13 protein-coding genes are annotated in these 19,731 nt (G+C 73.5%); 2 read left to right on the top strand and 11 right to left on the bottom strand.

Translation table 11 applies throughout. From position 1 onward, the window contains the following. Nucleotides 1–210: 210 nt before the first annotated feature. Nucleotides 211–2,058 (bottom strand): protein kinase family protein, encoded by a 1,848-nt coding sequence (locus AWX74_RS40285; protein WP_091283770.1) that lies wholly within the window; start codon nt 2,056–2,058, stop codon nt 211–213. Nucleotides 2,059–2,393: 335 nt separating this feature from the next. Between AWX74_RS40285 and AWX74_RS30300 the strand changes: the two genes are divergently transcribed. Next, nucleotides 2,394–4,442, top strand: coding sequence for a phosphatase PAP2 family protein (locus AWX74_RS30300; protein WP_091283768.1), 2,049 nt, complete (start codon nt 2,394–2,396; stop codon nt 4,440–4,442). 40 nt (nt 4,443–4,482) lie between these two features. Here the strand turns inward: AWX74_RS30300 and AWX74_RS30295 are convergent, their stop codons facing one another. Then, entirely contained in the window at nt 4,483–5,616 is a 1,134-nt protein-coding gene (locus tag AWX74_RS30295; RefSeq protein WP_091283766.1) for a hypothetical protein, read from the bottom strand. 335 nt (nt 5,617–5,951) lie between these two features. Continuing rightward, nucleotides 5,952–6,341, bottom strand: a complete 390-nt coding sequence (locus tag AWX74_RS30290; RefSeq protein ID WP_131799572.1) for a hypothetical protein — start codon at nt 6,339–6,341, stop codon at nt 5,952–5,954. 1,188 nt (nt 6,342–7,529) lie between these two features. On the opposite strand from AWX74_RS30290, the gene AWX74_RS30285 reads away from it, so the two are divergent. After that, nucleotides 7,530–10,913, top strand: coding sequence for an AfsR/SARP family transcriptional regulator (locus AWX74_RS30285; RefSeq protein WP_242666483.1), 3,384 nt, complete (start codon nt 7,530–7,532; stop codon nt 10,911–10,913). Between the two features lie 9 nt (nt 10,914–10,922). On the opposite strand, the gene AWX74_RS30280 is transcribed toward AWX74_RS30285, so the two are convergent. The 8 genes from AWX74_RS30280 to AWX74_RS40280 all read right to left on the bottom strand — a co-directional run bounded on the left by AWX74_RS30280 (nt 10,923) and on the right by AWX74_RS40280 (nt 17,670). Beyond that, on the bottom strand, nt 10,923–11,441 hold the full coding sequence (locus AWX74_RS30280) for a phage tail protein (RefSeq protein WP_091283762.1): 519 nt from the start codon (nt 11,439–11,441) through the stop codon (nt 10,923–10,925). Further along, entirely contained in the window at nt 11,438–13,456 is a 2,019-nt protein-coding gene (locus tag AWX74_RS30275; protein WP_091283760.1) for a putative baseplate assembly protein, read from the bottom strand. The genes AWX74_RS30280 and AWX74_RS30275 overlap by 4 nt, the downstream gene beginning before the upstream one ends. Continuing rightward, nucleotides 13,453–13,887, bottom strand: coding sequence for a GPW/gp25 family protein (locus AWX74_RS30270; RefSeq protein ID WP_054564456.1), 435 nt, complete (start codon nt 13,885–13,887; stop codon nt 13,453–13,455). Before AWX74_RS30270 ends, AWX74_RS30275 begins: the two co-directional genes overlap by 4 nt. Beyond that, nucleotides 13,884–14,276 carry a PAAR domain-containing protein gene (locus AWX74_RS30265; protein WP_091283758.1) on the bottom strand — a complete coding sequence of 131 codons (393 nt, stop codon included), beginning with the start codon at nt 14,274–14,276 and terminating at the stop codon, nt 13,884–13,886. Before AWX74_RS30265 ends, AWX74_RS30270 begins: the two co-directional genes overlap by 4 nt. 65 nt (nt 14,277–14,341) lie before the next feature. Further along, a complete protein-coding gene (locus AWX74_RS30260; protein ID WP_091283756.1) occupies nt 14,342–16,078 on the bottom strand; it encodes a VgrG-related protein in 1,737 nt (578 codons plus the stop codon). Then, nucleotides 16,078–16,788, bottom strand: a complete 711-nt coding sequence (locus AWX74_RS30255; protein ID WP_242666482.1) for a CIS tube protein — start codon at nt 16,786–16,788, stop codon at nt 16,078–16,080. Before AWX74_RS30255 ends, AWX74_RS30260 begins: the two co-directional genes overlap by 1 nt. A 7-nt stretch (nt 16,789–16,795) precedes the next feature. Beyond that, a complete protein-coding gene (locus AWX74_RS30250; protein WP_054564459.1) occupies nt 16,796–17,278 on the bottom strand; it encodes a phage tail protein in 483 nt (160 codons plus the stop codon). Nucleotides 17,279–17,316: 38 nt separating this feature from the next. After that, complete coding sequence (locus AWX74_RS40280) at nt 17,317–17,670, bottom strand: hypothetical protein (protein WP_165615836.1); 354 nt, start codon at nt 17,668–17,670, stop codon at nt 17,317–17,319. Between the last annotated feature and the right edge of the window lie 2,061 nt (nt 17,671–19,731).

The raw sequence follows: 19,731 nt of genomic DNA, 5'->3' as shown, positions 1-19,731 counted from the left end.
GGAAAAGGGGCGGCGGGAGTAGCCCAATTCGCGAACCGACCGAAGTTCACCGCCGCAGGGGCACCTGAACGGAGGGTCACCCGTATCACCTGCCCCGGGCATTCTTGACGGCTGACCAGAAGTCGCCCATGTCAGGCATCGTGTCTCTCAGGCATCGTGCTTGTCAGGTATCACCCATGTCAGGCATCACGAACAGGCGGCGGGACGACGTCACGGACGTCCCCCGAGGGAGAGTCGCTGGCGCTCGGCGCGCAGGCCGACGGCGAGAGCGCCGACGGGTGGGCGCCGGGCCGGGTCCGGGTGCAGGGCGCGCGCCAGCAGATCGTTGAACTCGGCCGAATGGCCCGGCAGCGGCACGTCCGGCGCGGATGCGAGCCCACCGAGAGTCTCCCGGACCAGCGCCGCGACCTGGTGGACGTCCGCCGGTGGCCCGGGACGAGCCCCCAGGCCCCGGATGGGACGCGGGGCCAGGCTGCCGCCCGCCGGCACGGAATGGTGCCAGCGGCCGAGCCCCTGGTGACGTTGCTCGGGTGCCTGCCAGGGGCCGCCCTCGCCGGGGACCTCGGTCAGGCCGAGCAGGCCGAGATCGCGCAGCGCGACGGCCCGCCGGCCGCGGCCCGGGGCGGTGATGACGATCGCGTCGAGGGTCAGGCAGCGGTGCGCCTGCCCCTGCTGGTGCAGTGTCTGCAGGACGAGGCAGAGTTCGGCCGCCGCGGCGAGCGCCCCCGCGGCGGCGATGCGGTCCAGCCCGCCGACCGGCCCGCCCGCGCCGAATCCGCGCACACCGAACCCGCCTGGGACGGGACGGGTACGGGCCGGGCCGCCGCGGGAGACCGCGGAACGGGAGAGGCGGGAGAGGCTTGACCCGGGGGTGTGGACGTCGCGCCAGGACCGGCCGGTCGGCGCCGACAGCACCAGCGTCGCCGTGTCGCACCGGGTGAGCGCCTGCCGGTACCTGTGCTCCTGTTCGTACTCGTGTTCCTGCCCCCGCCCGGGGCCGGGGCCGGGGCCGGGGCCGCTGCCCTCGCCGTTGTCGCTGCCGCTGCCGCTGCCGCTGTCGTCACCGTTGCCGGCCAGGCCGTGCCGGGTGAGCGTGCGTGGCAGACCGGCCGCGCCGGCGAACTGGTCCAGCAGGTCGGCCTGGGCACGTAGGCCGTTGCGGCGGGCCTCGGCTTCCGCTGTCGGGCGATGTACCTGCAGGTGCCTGATCCGCACCGGCCGGGCCGTCGGCACCAGCTCTCGGGCGTCGGCGTCGTACTGCGCCCAGGACCGGTCCGGCGCGACGGTCTCGGTGACCGGATCATGCAGGAGATAGCAGGCGTGGCCGAGGCGGACCTCCGCTCCCCCGTACCAGCGACCGGCCGCCGGATCAGTCGCGTCGAGCGCCTCGTCGTCGTGGCGGGCACGCAACCGCGGCTGCCCGGTCGGGAGCCGCCTCCCACCGGTCGACGGCCACCCCTCGCCGGTACCGGCCACGGGCCGTACCTCGCCGGTCGCCGGCTGTGTCTCGCCGGTCGCCGGCTGCCGCTCGCCAGTTGACGTCCGCCGCTCGGCCTGGACGTCGTCGTCGTAGTACGCACGGCGGATGTCGTCGGTGTCGGGACGCATCAGCAGGGAGCGCAGGCGCGTCTCGTCCCACAGCTCGATGGCGATGTTCGTCTCCCGCTGGCGGCCGTCGCGCCAGGCCGTCCAACGCCGGCGGGCTTCCGGCGGAAGGCTCACCGGGACGCACAGCACCCAGCTTTCGATCCCGTAGCCGTTCTCGCGCGCCGCCCGGCAGGCCCGTGCGAAGGAGTGCTCGACGTTGCGCAGCTGGTCGGCGGCCAGGCGGTCGATGACGTAGCGGACCTGCCAGATCCGGACCTGGCTGGTGAGATCGCCGAGGAAGACATCGACGCCCCGGTCGCCCTGGATCGGGGCGACGCCGTGCGCCGGGCCGTGCAGGCGGTCGACGAGTGAGGTCACCATCCGCTCGAACGCGGCCCGGCCGCCCTCGACGCCGAGCCGGGACCGGTGAACCTGGAAGTCGACGGGCCCGCCCCCCGCCGGAAGGTCCACGGCCGCACCCCCTCGCCGATTTCACCGGCTTCACCGAGCCCGGCTACTCCCGGCACAACACGAACTGTCGCCAGCGGACTCTACCGTCGCCGCTTTCGGTGAAAGCGGCGATTAGCGAAAGTCATCGATAGTCGAGCGGGTGCACCGGTCACTGCCCACCAGAATCCCCGGTCCTCACGGGGAACCGAAACAGTGACGGCTTCCGTTCATGTCGCAACAACGTTTCGTTCCAGCCGCCGTCGCAGATCATCTGCATACTGCCAGCTGCGGATGGGGCGAGCACGGGGCCGGCGGCGCGTCCCCTTCTCCGAACCGGCCGGTGGAGCGCTTCTTTCATGCACGAGGAAAAGCACGACGCAGCGGCGGCGGGCAGGGTGGCGGCGGGCAGGGTGGCAGCGGACGGCCTGCGGGCACTCGACCGGCGGAGCGTTCTGCGCGGATCCGCGGCGGCCGCCCTCGGAACGCTGATGGCACCGGCCTGGCTCACGGCATCCGCCGGCACCGCCGCGGCCGCCTCCACCACGACCGCCGCCGCCGAAGGCACAGCCGGTGGGAGCGCGGCCGCCGCGTTCGTCGACGCCTACCGGACGAACACGACCGCGGACCTGACCGCGGCGGGCAACGCGGCCGTGCGGATCCTCGACGGGATGGCGAAGCTGTGGCAGACCGGGACGGCCTGGAACACCGGCAGCCCGCTGCGGCCGGACGTCCTGCGCGAGAACATGCGCTACACCGCCGAGGTGACCCGCCGGCGCACCGACGCGCAGGCCCGCGACGCGTTCATCTACGACCGGCAGCACCAGAGCTACGCCGTGATCGCCGCGCTCGGCCCGCTGGCCGCGCTGTACAAGGAGGGGGCGCTGGCCGTCACCAGCATCACCTCTGCGCCGGACGGCACCCCACCCGCGAAGATCGACGACGCCGTCCCCGCGGGCGCGCCGGCCGGTTCGGCGATCGGGGCCGGTTCGGTGAGCTCCGCGCTGGGCAACGTCGTCACCCTTGTGAACACGGTGCGCGGACCGTTCGCGTCCAGTAATCCGAGCAAGTTCAGCTACCTGTACCCGCGCCCGTGGCGGATGACCGAGCGCAGCGAGGTCGTCGACACCGGCGCCGTCGATGACCTGGGATTCCCGGTGTACCGCTCGGAGGTGACGGTCGCCGCGCAGCTGTTGCGCCAGCGTTCCACGGTGCCCGCCGAGGACGGCGGTTTCCCCAGTGGGCACACGAACGCCTTCCACCTGGCCGCGCTCGCCCTCGCCTACGCCGTGCCCGAGCGGTTCCAGGAGCTGGTGGCCCGGGCGTACGAGCTGAGCAACACCCGGATCCTCGCCGGTATGCACTCCCCCGTCGACGTGATCGGCGGGCGGATCCTGGCGACCGCACTCGCCGCGGCGACGCTCGGCGACCCGGCCAACGCGGCGCTCAAGGTGGCCGCACGAGCCCAGGCCACGCAGTACTTCACCGGACGGACCGGCACGACCGCCGACACCCTGTTCACCTACGCGCACGCGGCGGCGCCCGGCACCGGCACCGGCACCGGCACCGGCACCGGCACCGGCACCGATGCCTACGCGAGCCGGGAGGCCAACGCCCGCAGGATCGCCCCGTTCTACACGTACATGCTGCGCCGCGGCGGGCCGGACCGGCCGCTGGTCGTCCCGAAGGGCGCCGAGGTGCTGCTGGAGACCCGGCTGCCATACCTGAGCGCGGACCAGCGCCGCGCGGTGCTGCGCAGCACCGCGCTCCCCGGCGGCTACCCGCTGCTGGACGGCACCGAACAGTGGGGCCGGCTCGACCTGTTCACCGCCGCCGACGGCTACGGCGCCTTCGACGGTGACGTGTCCGCCGACCTGGACGCCTCCCTCGGTGGCTTCCACGCCCACGACACCTGGCGCAACGACATCGGCGGGCGCGGCGGGCTGGTCAAGACCGGTAGCGGCACGCTCGCGCTGACCGGCGCGAACAGCTTCACCGGCACCACCACGGTTCGGGCCGGCGCCCTCACCGCCGGTTCGGCCGCGGCGCTCGGCCGCGGCGACGTCCGGGTGGATGGCGGTGTACTGCGGGTCGAAGCCACGAAGACGGTGCAGGTCAGGGGCGACTTCACGCAGACCGGCGGCGCGCTGGAGGTGACGGTGGGAGCCGCGGGAGCCGGGCGGGAGGCGGCGCTGCGGGTCGAGCGGGCGGTTCGGCTCGGCGGCGCGGCGACGTTGACGATCCGGCTGGATCCGGCGGTTCGTTCGCTGCCGCGAGGCTCGGTGCCGGTACTCACCGCTGCGTCGGTGCGCGGCCGGTTCGCCCAGGTGACAGTGCTTGCCGACGGTGCGCGGGCGGTCGTGGAGCACGGCGCCCGCGAGGTCTCGGTGCGGCTGCTCCCGGTCTGAGCCGGGCCCGGCCCCGGCCGGGGCCGGGGCCGTTCCGGTGTCATCCGCCGGTCGAGAAGTCGATCTCGCTGATCGCGACGAAGGTACCCGAGCCGTTCGAATGGTCGAAGGTGTCGACGATCCACACCCGAGCGATGCGGACATCCCGGCCGGCCACGCCCTTCAGCACCTGCGGTTCACCGCTGTCGCTGAGATCCTTCGTCCAGCACTGGTCGTCGAGTTGGATCCCGATCTGTTTCGGCTGTGCCTGGACCGGTGCCTCCGGATCGTTCCTGGGCAGGCCGGCCCGTATCGAGACCCGATCGACACGAACCGCGCTGGGGAATCGCAGCACGAGGGTCGCGCTCCGGCCGGCGGTCTTCGGGCAGCTCTCACCGATCTCGGCGGTGGGGTTCCAGGCCGTCATCCAGGCCCGGTTGCGGGATCCGTCCACGGCGCGTTGAGCCAGGTAGCCGGGTCGCTCGTCCATCTCCGGATCGACGCGCACCGAGGCGAACTCATCGATCTCGCGGTAGGAACCCGGCAGCACCGTCGAGAGCCGGTCAGCGGCCCAGCTCCGGGTGGTGGTGCTGGCCGACGCCAGCGCCACCACCATGAGCACGACCACCAGCGTCGTCCGGAAGGCAACGACCCGTAGCGCGAGCGGTCGGCTGTAGCCGGACCGCCCGGTCGCGGCGCGGCGCATCTCCCGGTCGAACCTGCGCCGCTCGCCGGCCCGTTCGAGGCTCGAGCCCAGCCCCCGTGACGGGACGGGCGCGGCGGCGGGCCGTGGGTCGTCCGGCCGCAGGTCGGACTGTGCGGGAGCCAGCATCTGGCCGCAGCGGCAGAAGCGGCTCTGCGGCGGGCTCTCTCGCCCGCAGTGGCAGCGCACCGGCGCGTCGGCCAGGCCGGAACCGCTCGGGAGCACGCGTGGGGCGGCCAGCTCCTGGGAGGACGTCGCGGAGGACGTCTCCTCGCCGGGATGCCCACCACGACTCCCGTGCAGGGACGATCCACCGGTGGCGTCGGTGCCGAGGAGCTGGGTGATGGGGATGGGTGTCAGGCCGTCGGGACGTGTGCCCCGACCGATCCGGATACGCCCCTGCGGTGTGCGCGAGGCCCCTGCCGGCGCGCCCGGCAGGCAGGGGGACCGATCCTGCTGACTGGCGCCGGGGCCGGCCGGAGGTGATGACATTGTGGTCTCCGGCCCCGGCCCCGGCCTCACCTCGTAAGCGGACCCGGTGCCCGCCCACCCGCCGTCTCGCTGGAGGTTGCGCGGAGCAGGACCAGGAGCCGGGGCGGGGGCGGGCGGCGGCTCCCCCCGAGGATGCCGCGCATTCGCGGCATCCGCCGGATTTGCGGGACCACCGCCCTCGCCTGACCGGGCGGCGCGCCCGGCCAGGCGCACCGCACCCGGACTGTCGGCCCGCGGCTGGGAGCCCTCGCCCCGCGCGGACCAGAGAATCCGACCGCACCCGGCGCAGAACTCGGCCGCGCTGTCGTTCCCCCGATGGCAGTGCGCACAGGTGGTCACCGAAGGACACCCCAGCCGCCGACCGCACCCCGGTACCCGGAGAGCAGGTCGTCGTGTCGGTCAACGGCGACGAGCTCGGGATCGGTGCCCTCCGTCAGGTCGACGTACGCCGCCGGGTCGGCCAGGCCGGCGAACAGGCCGTACCCGTCCAGCGGACGGCCGTCCGCCCCGGTGACCTCGACCTCGAGGACCGCTGGCCTCGACGGCCCGCCACCGCTGTGACCTGCCACCACCGCGACCACCTGCCCGACGCGGACCCGGGAACCGCTCGCGACCAGCGCACGGACCCCGGCGAACCGGTATTCGCGGCCGTCATCCCCTCGCAGCGCCAGCTGCGACTCCGGTGGCGGCCAGGTGGTGACCGCACCGGCCACCACGGCGTGCACGGGTTCCTCGGCGCGGGCCGGGATCCGAACCGCTCGCCCAGTGCCGGGCGCCACCAGCAGGGCGCCCGACAACGGCTGGCACCGAGGTCCGCTGCACGGCCGCGGCCGCGGCTGCGACTGCGGCTGCGGCTGCGGCAGCGGCTCTGGCTGCGGTCCGGCGCGGTTCGGAGAGCGCGCGGGGGACGGCGCCGACGGCCGGTCTCCGGGGTTCCGCTCCTGCGGCGACCCGTCCGGCCGATGTGACCAGGTTGGCCCGCCCACCGTGCTCGACCCGCCCGCAGTGCTCGACCCACCCGCCGCGGTTCGGACAGGGGGCGAATCAGCGGACGCAGGCACGAGGCCCGGTTCCGAACCGGGATCCGCGCAGCCCTGCGCAACCTCCGCTTCCTCCGCCGGGTAGGAAGCGAACAACGCCGAAAGTCGGTCATTGTCGTCCCCCCGCGGACCACTCGCCGTGACGTCGGCCCCCATCCGGCATCTCCCCCGTAATCACGAGTGGTGCGCGCGGCGTCACAGCGCATTCCGGACGGCGGCCGCACCTTGTATCGGCAACGGTATACCGCACGCACCGACCATCCATCCGAAATAGTGCGTTGTTCCAGGATGCCGGGATTGGACGAAGTCCACGCCTCGCCGGCCAGGAACCATGTCGGGCGGGATGGCGCAGCGCTGCGCCACCAGGAGCACCGTGTTTCTCGAACTGTTCGAACGAAAGGTGCGAGTTGGTGGCCGCGGCCTCGGGGTGCCGCGGTCTCACCGAACCGTCATCCACCACCAGCACCCTTGCGTACGAGCAAGTTTCCCACACCGGTGCCCGGCACCCCACCCGGACAGCTCCCCCGACCCGGGCTCCCTCGACACCGCACCGACCTCGGATGATCTGTCTGGTCCGCCGCCTCGACAGGTTTGCTTATCCGCTTCTGGCAAACCACCGAAGAATCACCCGCCGGCCGGCCCACCCGGCCTGCAACGTCGCATCCACGGAAAGGGACCACCTGGCGACCACCAGCACTGCAATAGTAGCGATGTCTCGGCCGGCGCGGACGCCGGTGCAGACAATGGCGTCAGGCCGGCGTATGGGCGCGGAAAGCGTCGGCCTGAAGGAACGCGGGGGGCGATGCGTCGCAGCATGGGCGTGTGCAGGTACGGCTGGCCGATGTTCAGGCCCGGCCAACGTCGGAGGGCGCTGTGACGGCTGAGAGCGCGCCGCCGCGGGTCATCCCGGCACGATTTCGTCCACCGCCGGCCGCGAGAATGCGCCGGGAACGCCTGACCAGGGAGTTCGCCGGCTCGCCGGCCTACCGCGTCGGCCTCGTGGTCGCTCCGGCCGGAGCGGGGAAGTCCACACTCCTGGCCGAGATCGCCCAGCACCTGCGCCATCCCACCGCCTGGCTGACACTCGATGATCGGATCGGCACCAGCGGTGCGTTTCTCGCCCATCTCCAGGCAGCCGTCAGGAACGCGAGCCAGCCGGCAGCGTCACAGGCCTCCCCGGCGGCACAGCACGCTCCGGCGGCGCAGCGCACCCCGGCGACGTGGGCGTCGTCGGCGGAGGGCACGACCCGCGCCGGCCAGGCCACCGAGCGGCCCTGGACCGACATCGAGATGGCGATCACTGATCTCGAACAGCGGCTGCGGAGCGATCTGCTGATCGTTCTCGACGACCTGCACACGGTTCAGGGCCAGCCGGCCGAGGCCGCGGCGCAGACCTTCCTCGACTACCTGCCGTCCCACGTGCGGGTGCTCGTCTCCGCCCGGTGGCGTCCCGATCTCGACCTGCACCGGCTCCGGCTTGCCGGGCGGATCCTGGAGCTGGACGCGGACGCGCTGCGGTTCCGCGTCTGGGAGGTCGAGGAGCTGTTCCGGGACTGCCATGGGGTCCGGCTTCGTCCCGACGAGGTCGCCGCGCTCACCCGCAGCACGTCCGGCTGGGCCGCCGGGCTGCAGCTGTTTCACCTGGCCACGTCGGGGCGCCCGCAGCGTGAGCGGGCCCGGATCCTCTCCGGGCTGGCCAAGGCCAGAGTCGTCCGGGAGTACCTGACCACCCACGTCCTGGACACGGTCCGCCCGGAGGAGCGGGACTTCCTCATCCGGACCTGTGTCTTCGACCGGCTCACCGACCGGCGCTGCGATGACCTGCTCGGCCGCACGGGCAGCGACGCCCAGCTCGCCGGCCTGGAACGCCGCGGGCTTTTCACCGTCGTCGACGATGACGGGATCAGCTATCGCTACCACGAGGTCCTGCGGATGCACCTGCTCGCCCAGCTCGTCGACGAGCTCGGCGAGGCCGGCGCGAACGAGATACACCGCACGGCGGCCACCCTGTGTGAACGTGACGGAGCTTTGAGCGAGGCAGTGCTGTGCTACTGCCGATGCGGCGACTGGAAACAGGTGCGGCGGCTGCTCGAGCAGGGCGGCGAACGGCTGGCGGAGGATCCGGCCGACTGGTTCGAGCTGCTTCCGCCGTCGATTCGGGACTCCGACCCGTGGGTGCTGCTCGCGGTGGCACGCCGGCTGACCGCGAACGGATCACTGAACGCCGCGGCCGACGCCTACCGGGGCGCCGTCGCCGCCTTCGGCCCGCAGGCCCCCGTCTGGGTTGCCCGGGAGCAGGCCGGCCTCGACGACTGGCGCCATCCGGCGCTGCGGCGGACGACGAGCTGGAGCGGGATGATCCGGAAGGTGCTGGAGGATCCCGGCGCCCACATCGACCGTCCGACCGACAGCCCGCAGGCCCTGCTCGCCAGTGGGATCGCCGCCTTCGTCGGCGGCCGGATCCCGCTGGCACGCCGCCGGTTCGACCTGATCACCGACGGAGCCGACGGAGCAGGTGGAGCTGGGGGAGCCGGTGGAGGCCCGGTCGTCGAGGCTGTCGCCGCGATCGGCAGCGCCGCCTGCGCCATGCTCATGGCGGACGAACAAGTCCTGCCGGACGACCGCGGAGACAGGACGCCGGACGACGTCGTCGACGCGGCGATGGCAGCCGCCGAGCGGCTCGGCTATCCGGCCTTCCTGCGGGTCGCGACCGGTATCCGGGCGATGCGCCTGCCTACCGGGCACCGCCGCGTCCTGCACCTGCTCAACGCCGCCGAGGTCGCCGATGACCAGTGGGGTTCAGCGATACTCCGCCTGATCGGCGCGCTCGTCACGCTGACCGCGCCTCCCAGCGCTGGCGACGGGGCCGACGCGGCGAGCGAGCAGGCCCTCGCCGCCCTCGCCCTGGCGGCCTCGGTGCGCCACCCGGCCATCGGCGGGCTCGGCGAAACGGCGCAGGCCCGCATGCGCGCCAGGCCGACCGGATCGTGGGCCGCCCAGCAGGCGGCGGCGACGTTGGAGACCGCCGCGCGGGACTTCGACGAGCTCTCCGCGCCGGCACTGGCCACCTGGGCCCGCGTCCTGCGACTGATCGCGGGACGCCACACCGGAACAGCGCTGCCCGAACGGGAGACGGCGCGGACCGTGCGGGCGGCGGCCCGCATCGGCCCAGCTCCGTACGCGCTCGCGCTGGCCGGCAGCGCACCATCGCGCGGCGCCGGTCACCTGCCCGACGGGCCCGGTCACGCCTCCGCGGACGAGATGGCCGCCCGGATCGCGGCCGACGCCGGTATCGGCCCCCTGCTCCGCCGGCTCACCGGGGCGCACGACGAGCACGGGGGCACCCCCACCGACGTCGTGCGCCCGGCCGTCGGCCCGCCAACACCCGCGACGAACACGACCGCCGACCGGCCGGCCAGAAACCAGCCAGCCGCCGAGCAGCCAGCCGCGGGCCAGCGCGCCGCGGTCGAGCCCGGGCCGCCGAACCCGCGGACCGCGGCCTCCGGCCGGCTGACCATCCGTTGCCTGGGCGGCTTCGAGATCAGCCGCGGTGGCACGGCGATCAGCCTCGACGGGGTGCAGCCACGCAACCTCGAGCTTCTCCACATCCTCGCGGTCCACGCGGACCGTGCCGTATCCCGGGACCGGCTCACCGAGCTGATCTGGCCGGACGCATCACCCAGCCGGGCCAACCACAGTCTGCAGGTGGCCATCAGTGCGCTACGCGGCCTGCTGGAGCCGGACGTACCGCGGGAACAGCGCCGGCTGCTGCGCCGCGCGGGCCAGGGGTACCTGCTGGTCGTCACCGACCACGCCGACCACGATCTTCTCCGGTTCGGGCAGTTGCTCACCGCGGCGGACGAGGCCCGCCAACGCGGCGACCGCGAAACCGAGGCCGACCACCTGATGACGGCGATCGAGCGCCACGGCGGTGAGCTGCTCCCCGCCGGCCGGCCGACGGACTGGTTGCTGACCGAGCGAGAACGCCTTCGCGTCGTGCTCGCCACCGCCTGCGAGCGGGTCAGCCGTCTTCTCACCGAGGCCGGTCGGCACGCGGAGGCCGCTCGGCTCGCCGAGCGCGGGCTCGACGTCGACCGGTACCGGGACGGGCTCTGGCAGGTGCTGGCACTCGCCCTGCGCGCAAACGGGCAACCGGCCGCGGCCGCACTGGCCGAGGTCCGCTACCGCTCGATGCTCGCCGAGCTGGGGGTCAGCGACGGGCCCGGAGACGGGCCCGGCGGCGGCGACGGTCGGTGACCAGCGGCGTCAGCCTGTCTCGATCCGGTGCGGGACGTGCGCGGGTTTCGCACCGCGCACCGCCGCCTCCACCGCGCGCAGGTCGGCGTCGCGCGGCACCCGCACCCGCAGCAGCGGCGCCCGGCTGCCCGGCGGGATCCCGTACGGACGCGGCGACCACTGCGTCCCTCCGCTGTCGATGACCTCGGCCTCCACCTCGGCCAGCACCCTGACGGCGGCGAGCACCCCGCGCACGGTGCCCCGCCAACGCAGCAGCTCCGGGGTGTGCCGCAGCACCCTTCGGACGTGCTCCGCTGGCCACCGGTCGTCCACCGCGATGCCGAGCCAGCCGGCAAGCCAGCCGAGGAAGTCCGCCGGGGTCAGATCCGGGTCGAGGTAGGCGTCGATGTTGTCGATCGTGGCCAGTGCCGGTGCGAGCACCTGGTCGAACGCGGCGAGCAGGTCCCCGAGCGCACCGGCGTCGAGCAGCACTCCCGGCACTCCGCGGGCCAGCGGGAACGGCGTCGGCAGATCGGCGGCCTGCCTCATCGGATGACATCCACCTGATGCTCGAAACCGATCACCAGGCCGTTCGCCGGCACATCGATCCGCTCTGTGCGGACGGGCCGCTGCTCCGCGGCCGGCGAGTTGGCCCGGGCGATCGGATTGGCCCGGTAGAGCCGGACCTCCTCCAGGTAGGCGACACCGGGCACCGCCTGGAGCACACCGTGGATGTCGCCGATGGTGACCGCCCGGCCGAAGGGCCACCCGGTGCCGTCCGGCCCTCCGGTGACCGGGTGCAGGCGCCGGTGCAGCAGGCGAAGCGCCTCGTCGCGCACCTGCTCGGGGGCCGCCGTGGCGGTGGCCCGCACCCGGGCAGCGACGGTGAAGCCCAGGTAGATCGGGGGTTCCACGACGAGGCGCACCCCGATGACCCGGCGGGCGTCGAGGTAGCGGCGCACCGCCTCACCGGTGCGGTCCGAGACGAGGAGCCCGGTGGGGTCGAGCTGGCCGTCGGCGGCGACGTCGGCGACCCGCGGGACGAGCAGCACGCGCACCACACCCGCGTTCTCGCCGGACTCGTCGACGACGCAGCGCGCCCGGGCGATCTCCGGCGCGGCCTGGCGGGCGAGGATCTCGTAGTCCTCCGTGGTCACCGCGCGGTCGCGGTGGCGCAGTGTCAGTGGGCCGCGAACCCTGGCCTCCTCCACGGTCTCCCCGTCCTGGCCGCCGGTGGCCGGCTCCCGGTTGTAGACCGCCGCCACGTAGGGGATGGAGGTGCGCAGGGTGTTGAGCGACCGGGCCACCACGTTGCCGTCGCGCCCGCCGCCGGTCTGGTAGGGACGAACCCGCACGGTGGCGCCCTTCGCCGGCACCGCGCCGAACGTGCGCACCGTGCCGTCGGCCAGCCGGACCAGCGGCCCGAAGCGGATCTCCCCGGAAGTCGGATCCACGGTGACGTGGCGGTCGGCGGGGCCGCTGGCCGCGAACGACTCGACGGCTTCCCACACCGTCCATTCGAGCTCCGGGGCAGGCTCGGGCAGCGCCTCGGGAGCATCGCCCGGGGCCCGCCGGGCGGCACCGACCTCGACGACGATCGGATCCGAGGTCGTCGGCACCGGCGCCTGGCTGAGGGTGAACGCCTGCCCGGCCACCCCTTCGGCGTGCCCGAGGACCTCACCGGGCACCTGCGCCCCGTGCACGGCGTCGACATCTCCGCCGACGGCCACACCGGTCACCGACACGATCTTCGGTGAATCCCGGTAGCCGCGCACGCCCCGGCGCTCGACGACCCGGCAGCGCACCCAGGCCGCGGACCGCCCGCCGATGTCCCGGACGGCATGGCCGCGGGGCAGATGGAGTTCGATCACACCGGAGGTGTTCAGGCCGTTGGTGGTGTCCTGTTCCTGCGGGCATCGACGCCACCGCTCGCCGTCCCAGGCCTCCCAGCGCAGCGGCGGGTTGTCCGGGTCGATGCCGTGCCCGCTGACCGTGCAGGCGAAACGCAGCAGGACGATCAGCGACGGGGCCGGCCGGTCGAAGCCGATGTACAGCGCGTCGCCCGGCTTCGGGTGCTGGTCGAAACAGGCGAACCCGGTGCCCAGGCCGAGCTCCTCGGTGTGGTCACGCCACGTCTGGCCGTCGATGACGGACCCGACCCGTACCGAGCGGGCGGGCACCACGTCGAGGTCGGCCATCGTGGTGAACTCGATGGCCGGCTCGGTGGCGGTACGCCGGGTGGAGACGACCGTCCCCTTCGGGATGCGCACCGTGGCGTCCTGCGGCGCGGACAGCCGGAACGACACCTCGGCCCGCGCGGCGACCGGCGGGAACAACCGGACCCCGACGAGGTCGAGGAAGCGCAGGTAGTTGCGCTCGGGGACCCGGTTGAGTCGGTACAGCATCAGGTCGGTCATCCAGGCGAAGGTCTCGACGAGGGTGATGCCCGGATCGCTGACGTTGTGGTTCGTCCACGTCGGGCAGCGATCGGCGATGAAGCGCTTGGCGTCGTCGACGAGCTGCTGGAAGGTGCGGTCGTCGAGATTCGGTGCCGGCAGGGTCATCGGAGGGCCTCAGTCTCGTCGTCGGGGATCACGTAGAACGGGACGACGAGGTTGCGCCGGTCGTAGTCGTCGCGGATCCGGTAGGCGATGTCGATCCACAGCGTCGACGCGGCGACGTCCGGCGTGACCACGACCTCGAGGACCTCGACCCGCGGCTCCCACCGGGTGAGCGAGCGCTGCACCTCGTAGGCGATCAGACCGGCCGTGTTCGCGTCGGCCGGCGCGAACACGTGGTCGGCGAGCGGGCATCCGAACTCCGGGCGCATCGGCCGTTCTCCCGGTGTGGTGCTGAGGATCAGGTACATGGCCTGCTCCACCTCGGCGGCGCCCGTCGTCATCGCGAACGCGCCGGCCGCGTCGACTGCCACCGGCCAGCGCCACCCGGCTCCGAGGAAGCCACCCGCCGCGGGGCCCACCGGCTGCACCGTCATGGCCCCACCAGCACCGTCGTGCCCGAACCGACGATCATGGCCGTCATCTGCGCGCACTGGGTGACCGGGCAGCCCGAGTAGGCCACGCCGCGCCCCTCGACGCGGACGGTGCCGCTGCCGGAGAGCACCCGGCCCTGCTGCGCGGCCGGCACAAGGTAGGGATCGGAGACATGCAGGCCGACGTGCGGCGGCAGGTTCGTGCCCGTTGACGACTCCAGCGCCACCGGCTGCCCACCGACGAACACCGTGGTGGAAAGTCCCATGGTCACCGGCGCCGAGAACGGCAGCGGCGCCGGTGAGAGGATCGGGGCACCGGCGGGCCCCGGTATCTGGTGGACCGCGCACATGCCGGTGATCCTGTCCCCGGCGACGACGACGGGAGCGCTCACCGAGTCACCTCCCTCACGCCGATCTCGGATTCGTCCATCTCGCCTGCCGTCAGTGGCCCGCGAGGTCAGTTCAACTTGATCTGGGAGCCCTGCACCGTGACGTCGGCGCTGCTGGTCACCGTGACGCCGCCGTCCGCCGACAGCGATGCCGAGCCACGCGCGGAGATCTCCAGATCCCCGTTGGCGGTCATCCGCAGATTTCCCCCGGCCCGGATCTCCACGTCGGAGTCCGTCTCGATGGTCAGCCCACCGGCGTCGTGGTCGAGACGGATCCGGACCCGGCCGTCCCGGGTGCGGATCTCGACGTGCTCGTCACCGTCGGCGTCACTGATCATGATTTCGTGGCCCTGGCGGGTCCGCAGCCCGCGGCGCACCGCCAGGCCCGTGGCGGTGTCGACCCCGCCCTCGAACGGCGGCGCGTCCACCCCGTTGTAGAGGCCGGCGAGGACGAAGGGGCGGCGGGGATCGCCCTGCTCGAAGGCGACCAGCACCTCGTCGTCGACCTCCGGCGGGATGAGCAGGCCGCGGTCCGCGCCGGCGCCGGCGAACGCGACCCGCGCCCAGTACGTCTCGTACTCGGCGGACAGCCAGGGCAGGCGGACCCGGACCCGGCCCCGCGCCTCCGGATCGTTGATGTTGGAGACGATGCCCGGCACCACCCCGGGGATCGTCGGATTGCCTCCTCGTGCGCCGCCCGCCGCGGCGACCAGGCCGAGCAGCGAACGATCATGCCCACCCGCGACGGTGAAACGGGTGCGGTAGCCGGAATGGTCGAAGACATGCTCGGCGTGCGAGACCGTGAGCTTCCCGTCGAAACGGCCACCGGTGCGCCCGACGCTGAGCGCCACACCGGCGAGGATGCGCGGGTCGCCGTGGGCCACCCCCTCCGCGGCCGCCGAGGTGCTGGCGATCCGCTCGGCGAGCGCGGCGACCATCGCGTCGCATTCGGCCTGGGTCGCCAGCGGCCTTGCCGCGGCGGTGAAGCGGGCGTTGGCGTTCCCCGCGCCGAGCGTCGCCGGCTCGTCGGGAAGCTGTGCCGAACTCGTCCGTGCCCGGGCCGTCGCCACCACCTCCTGCTTGGCCCGGTCGTCCCAGCCGCGGACCTCCGCCTCGGTGACCTGCTGGGCCGCGGTCACCCGGGCGGTGAACACCTCCAGGTCACCACCCGGGGTCAACTGCAGATGGTCCCGGCTGTCGAAACCACCGGGGCCCGGTGCCTCGTCGGCCGGGGCCGGCCGGTCGAACTCGAGCCGGTTCCCGCGGACCCGCAGCACGTAGCCGATCTCGCGGGCTCGCCGGGTGAGGAAATCCCAGTACGTCTCGCTGATCTGCCCGACATGGTCGTGCACGACGGAGGTCGCCGCGATCGTCCCGGTATCGATCCCGGCCTTCCCGGCGATCATGGAGACGAGATCGGAGTCGGTGACGTTGTGGTAGGTCGCGGTGTGGACGCCGTTGAACAGCGCGTACGAGCTGTCGTACGCGACGATCACGGTGTGTGAGCCGAGCTCGTCGTAGGAGATCCCGAGGCTGTAGACGCGCCCCTCGAACAGGGTCGTCTCGGCCGCGGCGCCGGTCGGGTCGGCTGCCGGCGGCGCGGTGACCCGCAGCGTCTTGTGGAAGTCGAACCCGCCGACGGTGAGCAGCTGACGGCCCGGATCGTCGAGGACCACCCGGCAGGCGTCCGGCGCGGCGAGATCGCTGTCGATGACCACCCGGCGGATCGCGGTACTGACCGCGGGTGGCACCCTGGCGGAGTCGAGATAGAGAACGGGCAGCGCCCCGTAGGTCTCCGCCGCCATCACCGACCACCCCGCCGGCCCGGCCCGGGCGTGAGGTCGGCGCGGTCCGGCAGCAGCAGCCGGGCGCCGGGGGTCAGCCTGGTCGGATCGTCGAGGCCGTTGAGCTCCGCGATCGCCCGCCAGCAACCGGCGTCGCCGTAGGTGCGGTACGCGATGCCGGCGAGGGTCTCACCGCCGATCACCCGGTGGGCGCGGCGCGCGCTCACCCCGCCCGAGGTCGGGTTGGTCCCCTTCGGCTCCTCCGGCGCGGCCTTCATCGCCAGCGCCACCTCGGCCCTGGTGGGCGCCCCGCTCGGCGCGAACAGGTTGCAGGTCGCGTCGACGCTGGTGAGCAGGCCGACGAACTGGCCGCTGGCGCCGAGCTTGAACTCACCCCAGGTGAACATCAGCACCGGCGGGCTCGGTGACGTCCCCTCACGCGAATCCCTGGTCGGGTTCGTCCACTCCAGCAGTTGCTGGATCTCGGCCATCACCGATCGGTCCTGCCCGCGGCCGGCGTCGAGCAGGAGGTTGAACTGGAGATCGACGGCCCGGGCGCCGAGGAAAGCCGGACGAGGCGACTCCCGGGCCGCCTGCGTGGGCTGCTCCCGGTACTCCGCCCGTTTCGCGATCTTGATCGTCGACGGGTTGAAATGGAAGGTCACCCGCGTGCTCTGGTTGTCCTGCTCGCACAGCCGGGCCCTGACGAAACTCCCGCGCGCCGGGCTCACCGCCCGATCACCGGCCCGGCCACTGAGCCCGGAACCCCTGGTGGGCGAACTCCAGGGTCTCCGTCGCCACCTTCGCGTCGGCGCTGGAGAAACGCGGCCCCGAATAGCGGACCGGGCACACCCCGACCATCGTCCACTCGGCGATCCGGCGCAGGTTGTCATCGAACGCGGTGATCGTGGCCGTCGTCTCCCGCCCGTCGCCCTCCCGCGCGAAGGTGCTGAACCAGCCGCTGAGGTTGCGGCTGTCCGCGTCGATCGGCCGGGTCAGCTTGACGTTCTGGTAGTGAACGCGCCCGAGGAGCTGATGCTGGAAGCCGTTCTGGCCGCCCTCGTCGTAGGTCTTGATCTCGTAGCTGGCATCCAGGCCCTCGATCGCGGTGAAGGCACCGAGCTCGAACGCGCCGATGGTCACGTCGAAACGCAGCCCGTTGGCCGGCCCGGGCCTGGATGGCCGGGGTCTGGCCGGAACGGGTCTGGCCGGTACGGGCATCGGAGTCCTCCTCTGCTGCAGTGACGACGACGCGGCGTTCACAGCGGGTCCGCCAACAGGCCGCGACGTTCCCGGTCGGCGAGCAGCTCGGCGCGTAGCCGACGGGCCAGGTACTCGTAGATCCGCTCGGCAAGCCCAGCGATCTCGGCATCCGGAATCCGCCCACCGTCACCGCTCGCCGTACCGGTACCGGCACCGGTACCGGCTGTGGCGCCCGCGGCTCCGACTCCGGCTCCGGCTCCGGCTCCGGCAGGTTCCGGGGCTGCCTGCTGCTCGTCCGCCGTCACCCTGGCCACGCTCGGCGCGGATGCGCTGAACCTGGTGACCAGGGTGGATGGTGCGTCCGCCGGCGGCAGGGACGCACCGGCGGCCGACTCGGGCTCCCGCGACACGGCGATCTGCTCCGGGTGGAGCGACCGGGCTGGCTGGAACGCCGGGAGCGGCCGACGCTGAAGGGGCTGATGCGCCGGCCCGACCGGATCCGATGCCACCCCCGCAAGGCGTGCCACGGACGGTGCCGACAACGGGGCAGGCGCCTGTGCGGGCCCAGGCGGGCGCCCCCACGCCGGAACGATCACGGTTGGCGTTGGGCCGGCACCGTCGGCACCGTCCGATGCGGACCCTGCGGAGGCAGCACCCCCCCATCCGAACGCAGGCGACGTGCCAGGGCCACCGCCGAGCTCGGCCGGCGCGGACCACACCGTGTCGGCCGGGCCGCCGGAACGGGGCGGATCGGAGACACCGCTATCAGCCCGCGCCGCGGCACGAGCCACCCGCTGGACGCGCGGAACCAGCGGGACCGGGCCCGCCAGCGGAGGCTGGACGACACGTGCCACCGGATGGTCCTTCGACGAGGACGTGGCTCGCTGCTGCGGCGTCCCGCCGGTGGCCCTGGCGGCCATTCCCGTCAGGCCCGCCGGCACGCTCGAAGCTGCCCGCCCATCCGACACCGCCCGCCCATCCGGCACCGCCCAGCCGTCGGACACCGCCGGCGCCCCCGGCACGGCTGGGAAACCCGGAGGCAGCGGCGGGGTATCCCGGAACATCGGAGCGTCCGGGGGCGGCACAGCCGGGACGTCCAACGCCGGTGCGACGCCTGGCAGCGGTGGAACGTCCAGTTCCGCCGACACGGACGGTGCCGGCGGTCGTCCCACCGATTCCGGTATGGATGTGGCCGGTGACAGGGGTGCCGAGGACGGGTCGACGTTCGCGGAACGCGTCGCCCGGCTCACCGGTGGCACCGACCTGGCGGGTGGCCGCGAGGGCGGTGACGGGAGCTGCTGCTCCGGGAGCTCGGCCCGCCACACGGCGGACGTGCCGCCCGCGCTCTGCGTGGGCGGCGTTCCTCCAGGCGATGCGGTCAGCCCCGACGGGGACGGAGCGCCGGGCTGCCGCCCACCGTCTCGAGAATCAGACCTGCCAGTGCCACCGCCTCCCGGACTCTCGTTTCCGGGGCCATCGCCTCCAGAGCCGCCGCTTCCGGAGTCGTCGCGTCCGGGATCGACGACGGGACGGCGCGAGACCGGCAGGCCGAGGCCGGCCCGGCGGCCAGCCGGACGGCCGCCGGGGCCCGTCCCCTCTGTGGAACGGGTGACCGACGGAGTCTCGATGACCCGACCCCGCCGCGGCAGATCATCTCGTGCCGGCCCGATCGGGACACCGAGGCCACGGCGCCCGGCGGCGCCGTCCGGCGATCCCACGCCGGACGGCGCCGCCTCCATGCTGGCCGCCGACGGTGGCGGCGGGTTCGTAGCCGCTCGTGCCACGGGCATGGCCGGCCACCCGCCGGCGTCACTGCCGTGATCGCCGAGACCGAGGTCACCCCGGCCGCTGCTAGGCATGTCTGACGACAGGCCGTCGTTCTCGGCGGTCGCGCCTTCCCGAGGCCGCGCAGTGCGCGCACCGGCACCGATGATGTCCCCGTCCGCGACGGTGGCTGGCTGCGGCCGGCGCAGCACACGGACCACCGGGGGCGGCAGCTCGGCGGCAAGACGCATGGGCTGTACCGACCCGGCGCTGGCAACCAGCCGGCGGGGCGGCGGCGTGGGACCAGCAGGTACGGATGCCGGTACCGACACCGGCAGCGGAGCCGCGGCGAACGGAGTCGCGGCAGGTGGAACCGCACCATCCGACGTCAGGCCGTCGGCAACCGCCTCCGCCTCACCGGGCTCCCCGTCAGGTGCCGAAGACGCGGAAGGTGCGGTCGGTGATGGCGGGGCGCCGGTCGGCGGAAGGTCGCCAACCGATCGGGCGAGCCGCGCGCGCCGCCAGCCGGACGAGGCCTGACCGGCCGACGTCAGCGCCTCGGCGCCCGATCCGACGGCCGTACTGCCGATCGACTCGCCCGTCGATCGGGCGACCGCGCGACGGGCGGCGACCGGCGGCGGTGTGGCGACCGGCGGCGGTGTGGCGACCGGCGGTGATACGGCGACGGGCGGCGTGGGGATCCGCGC

Source organism: Parafrankia irregularis (genome assembly GCF_001536285.1).
GTDB classification, from domain to species: Bacteria; Actinomycetota; Actinomycetes; order Frankiales; family Frankiaceae; genus Parafrankia; species Parafrankia irregularis.
This window is presented reverse-complemented; position numbering and strand designations above follow the sequence as displayed.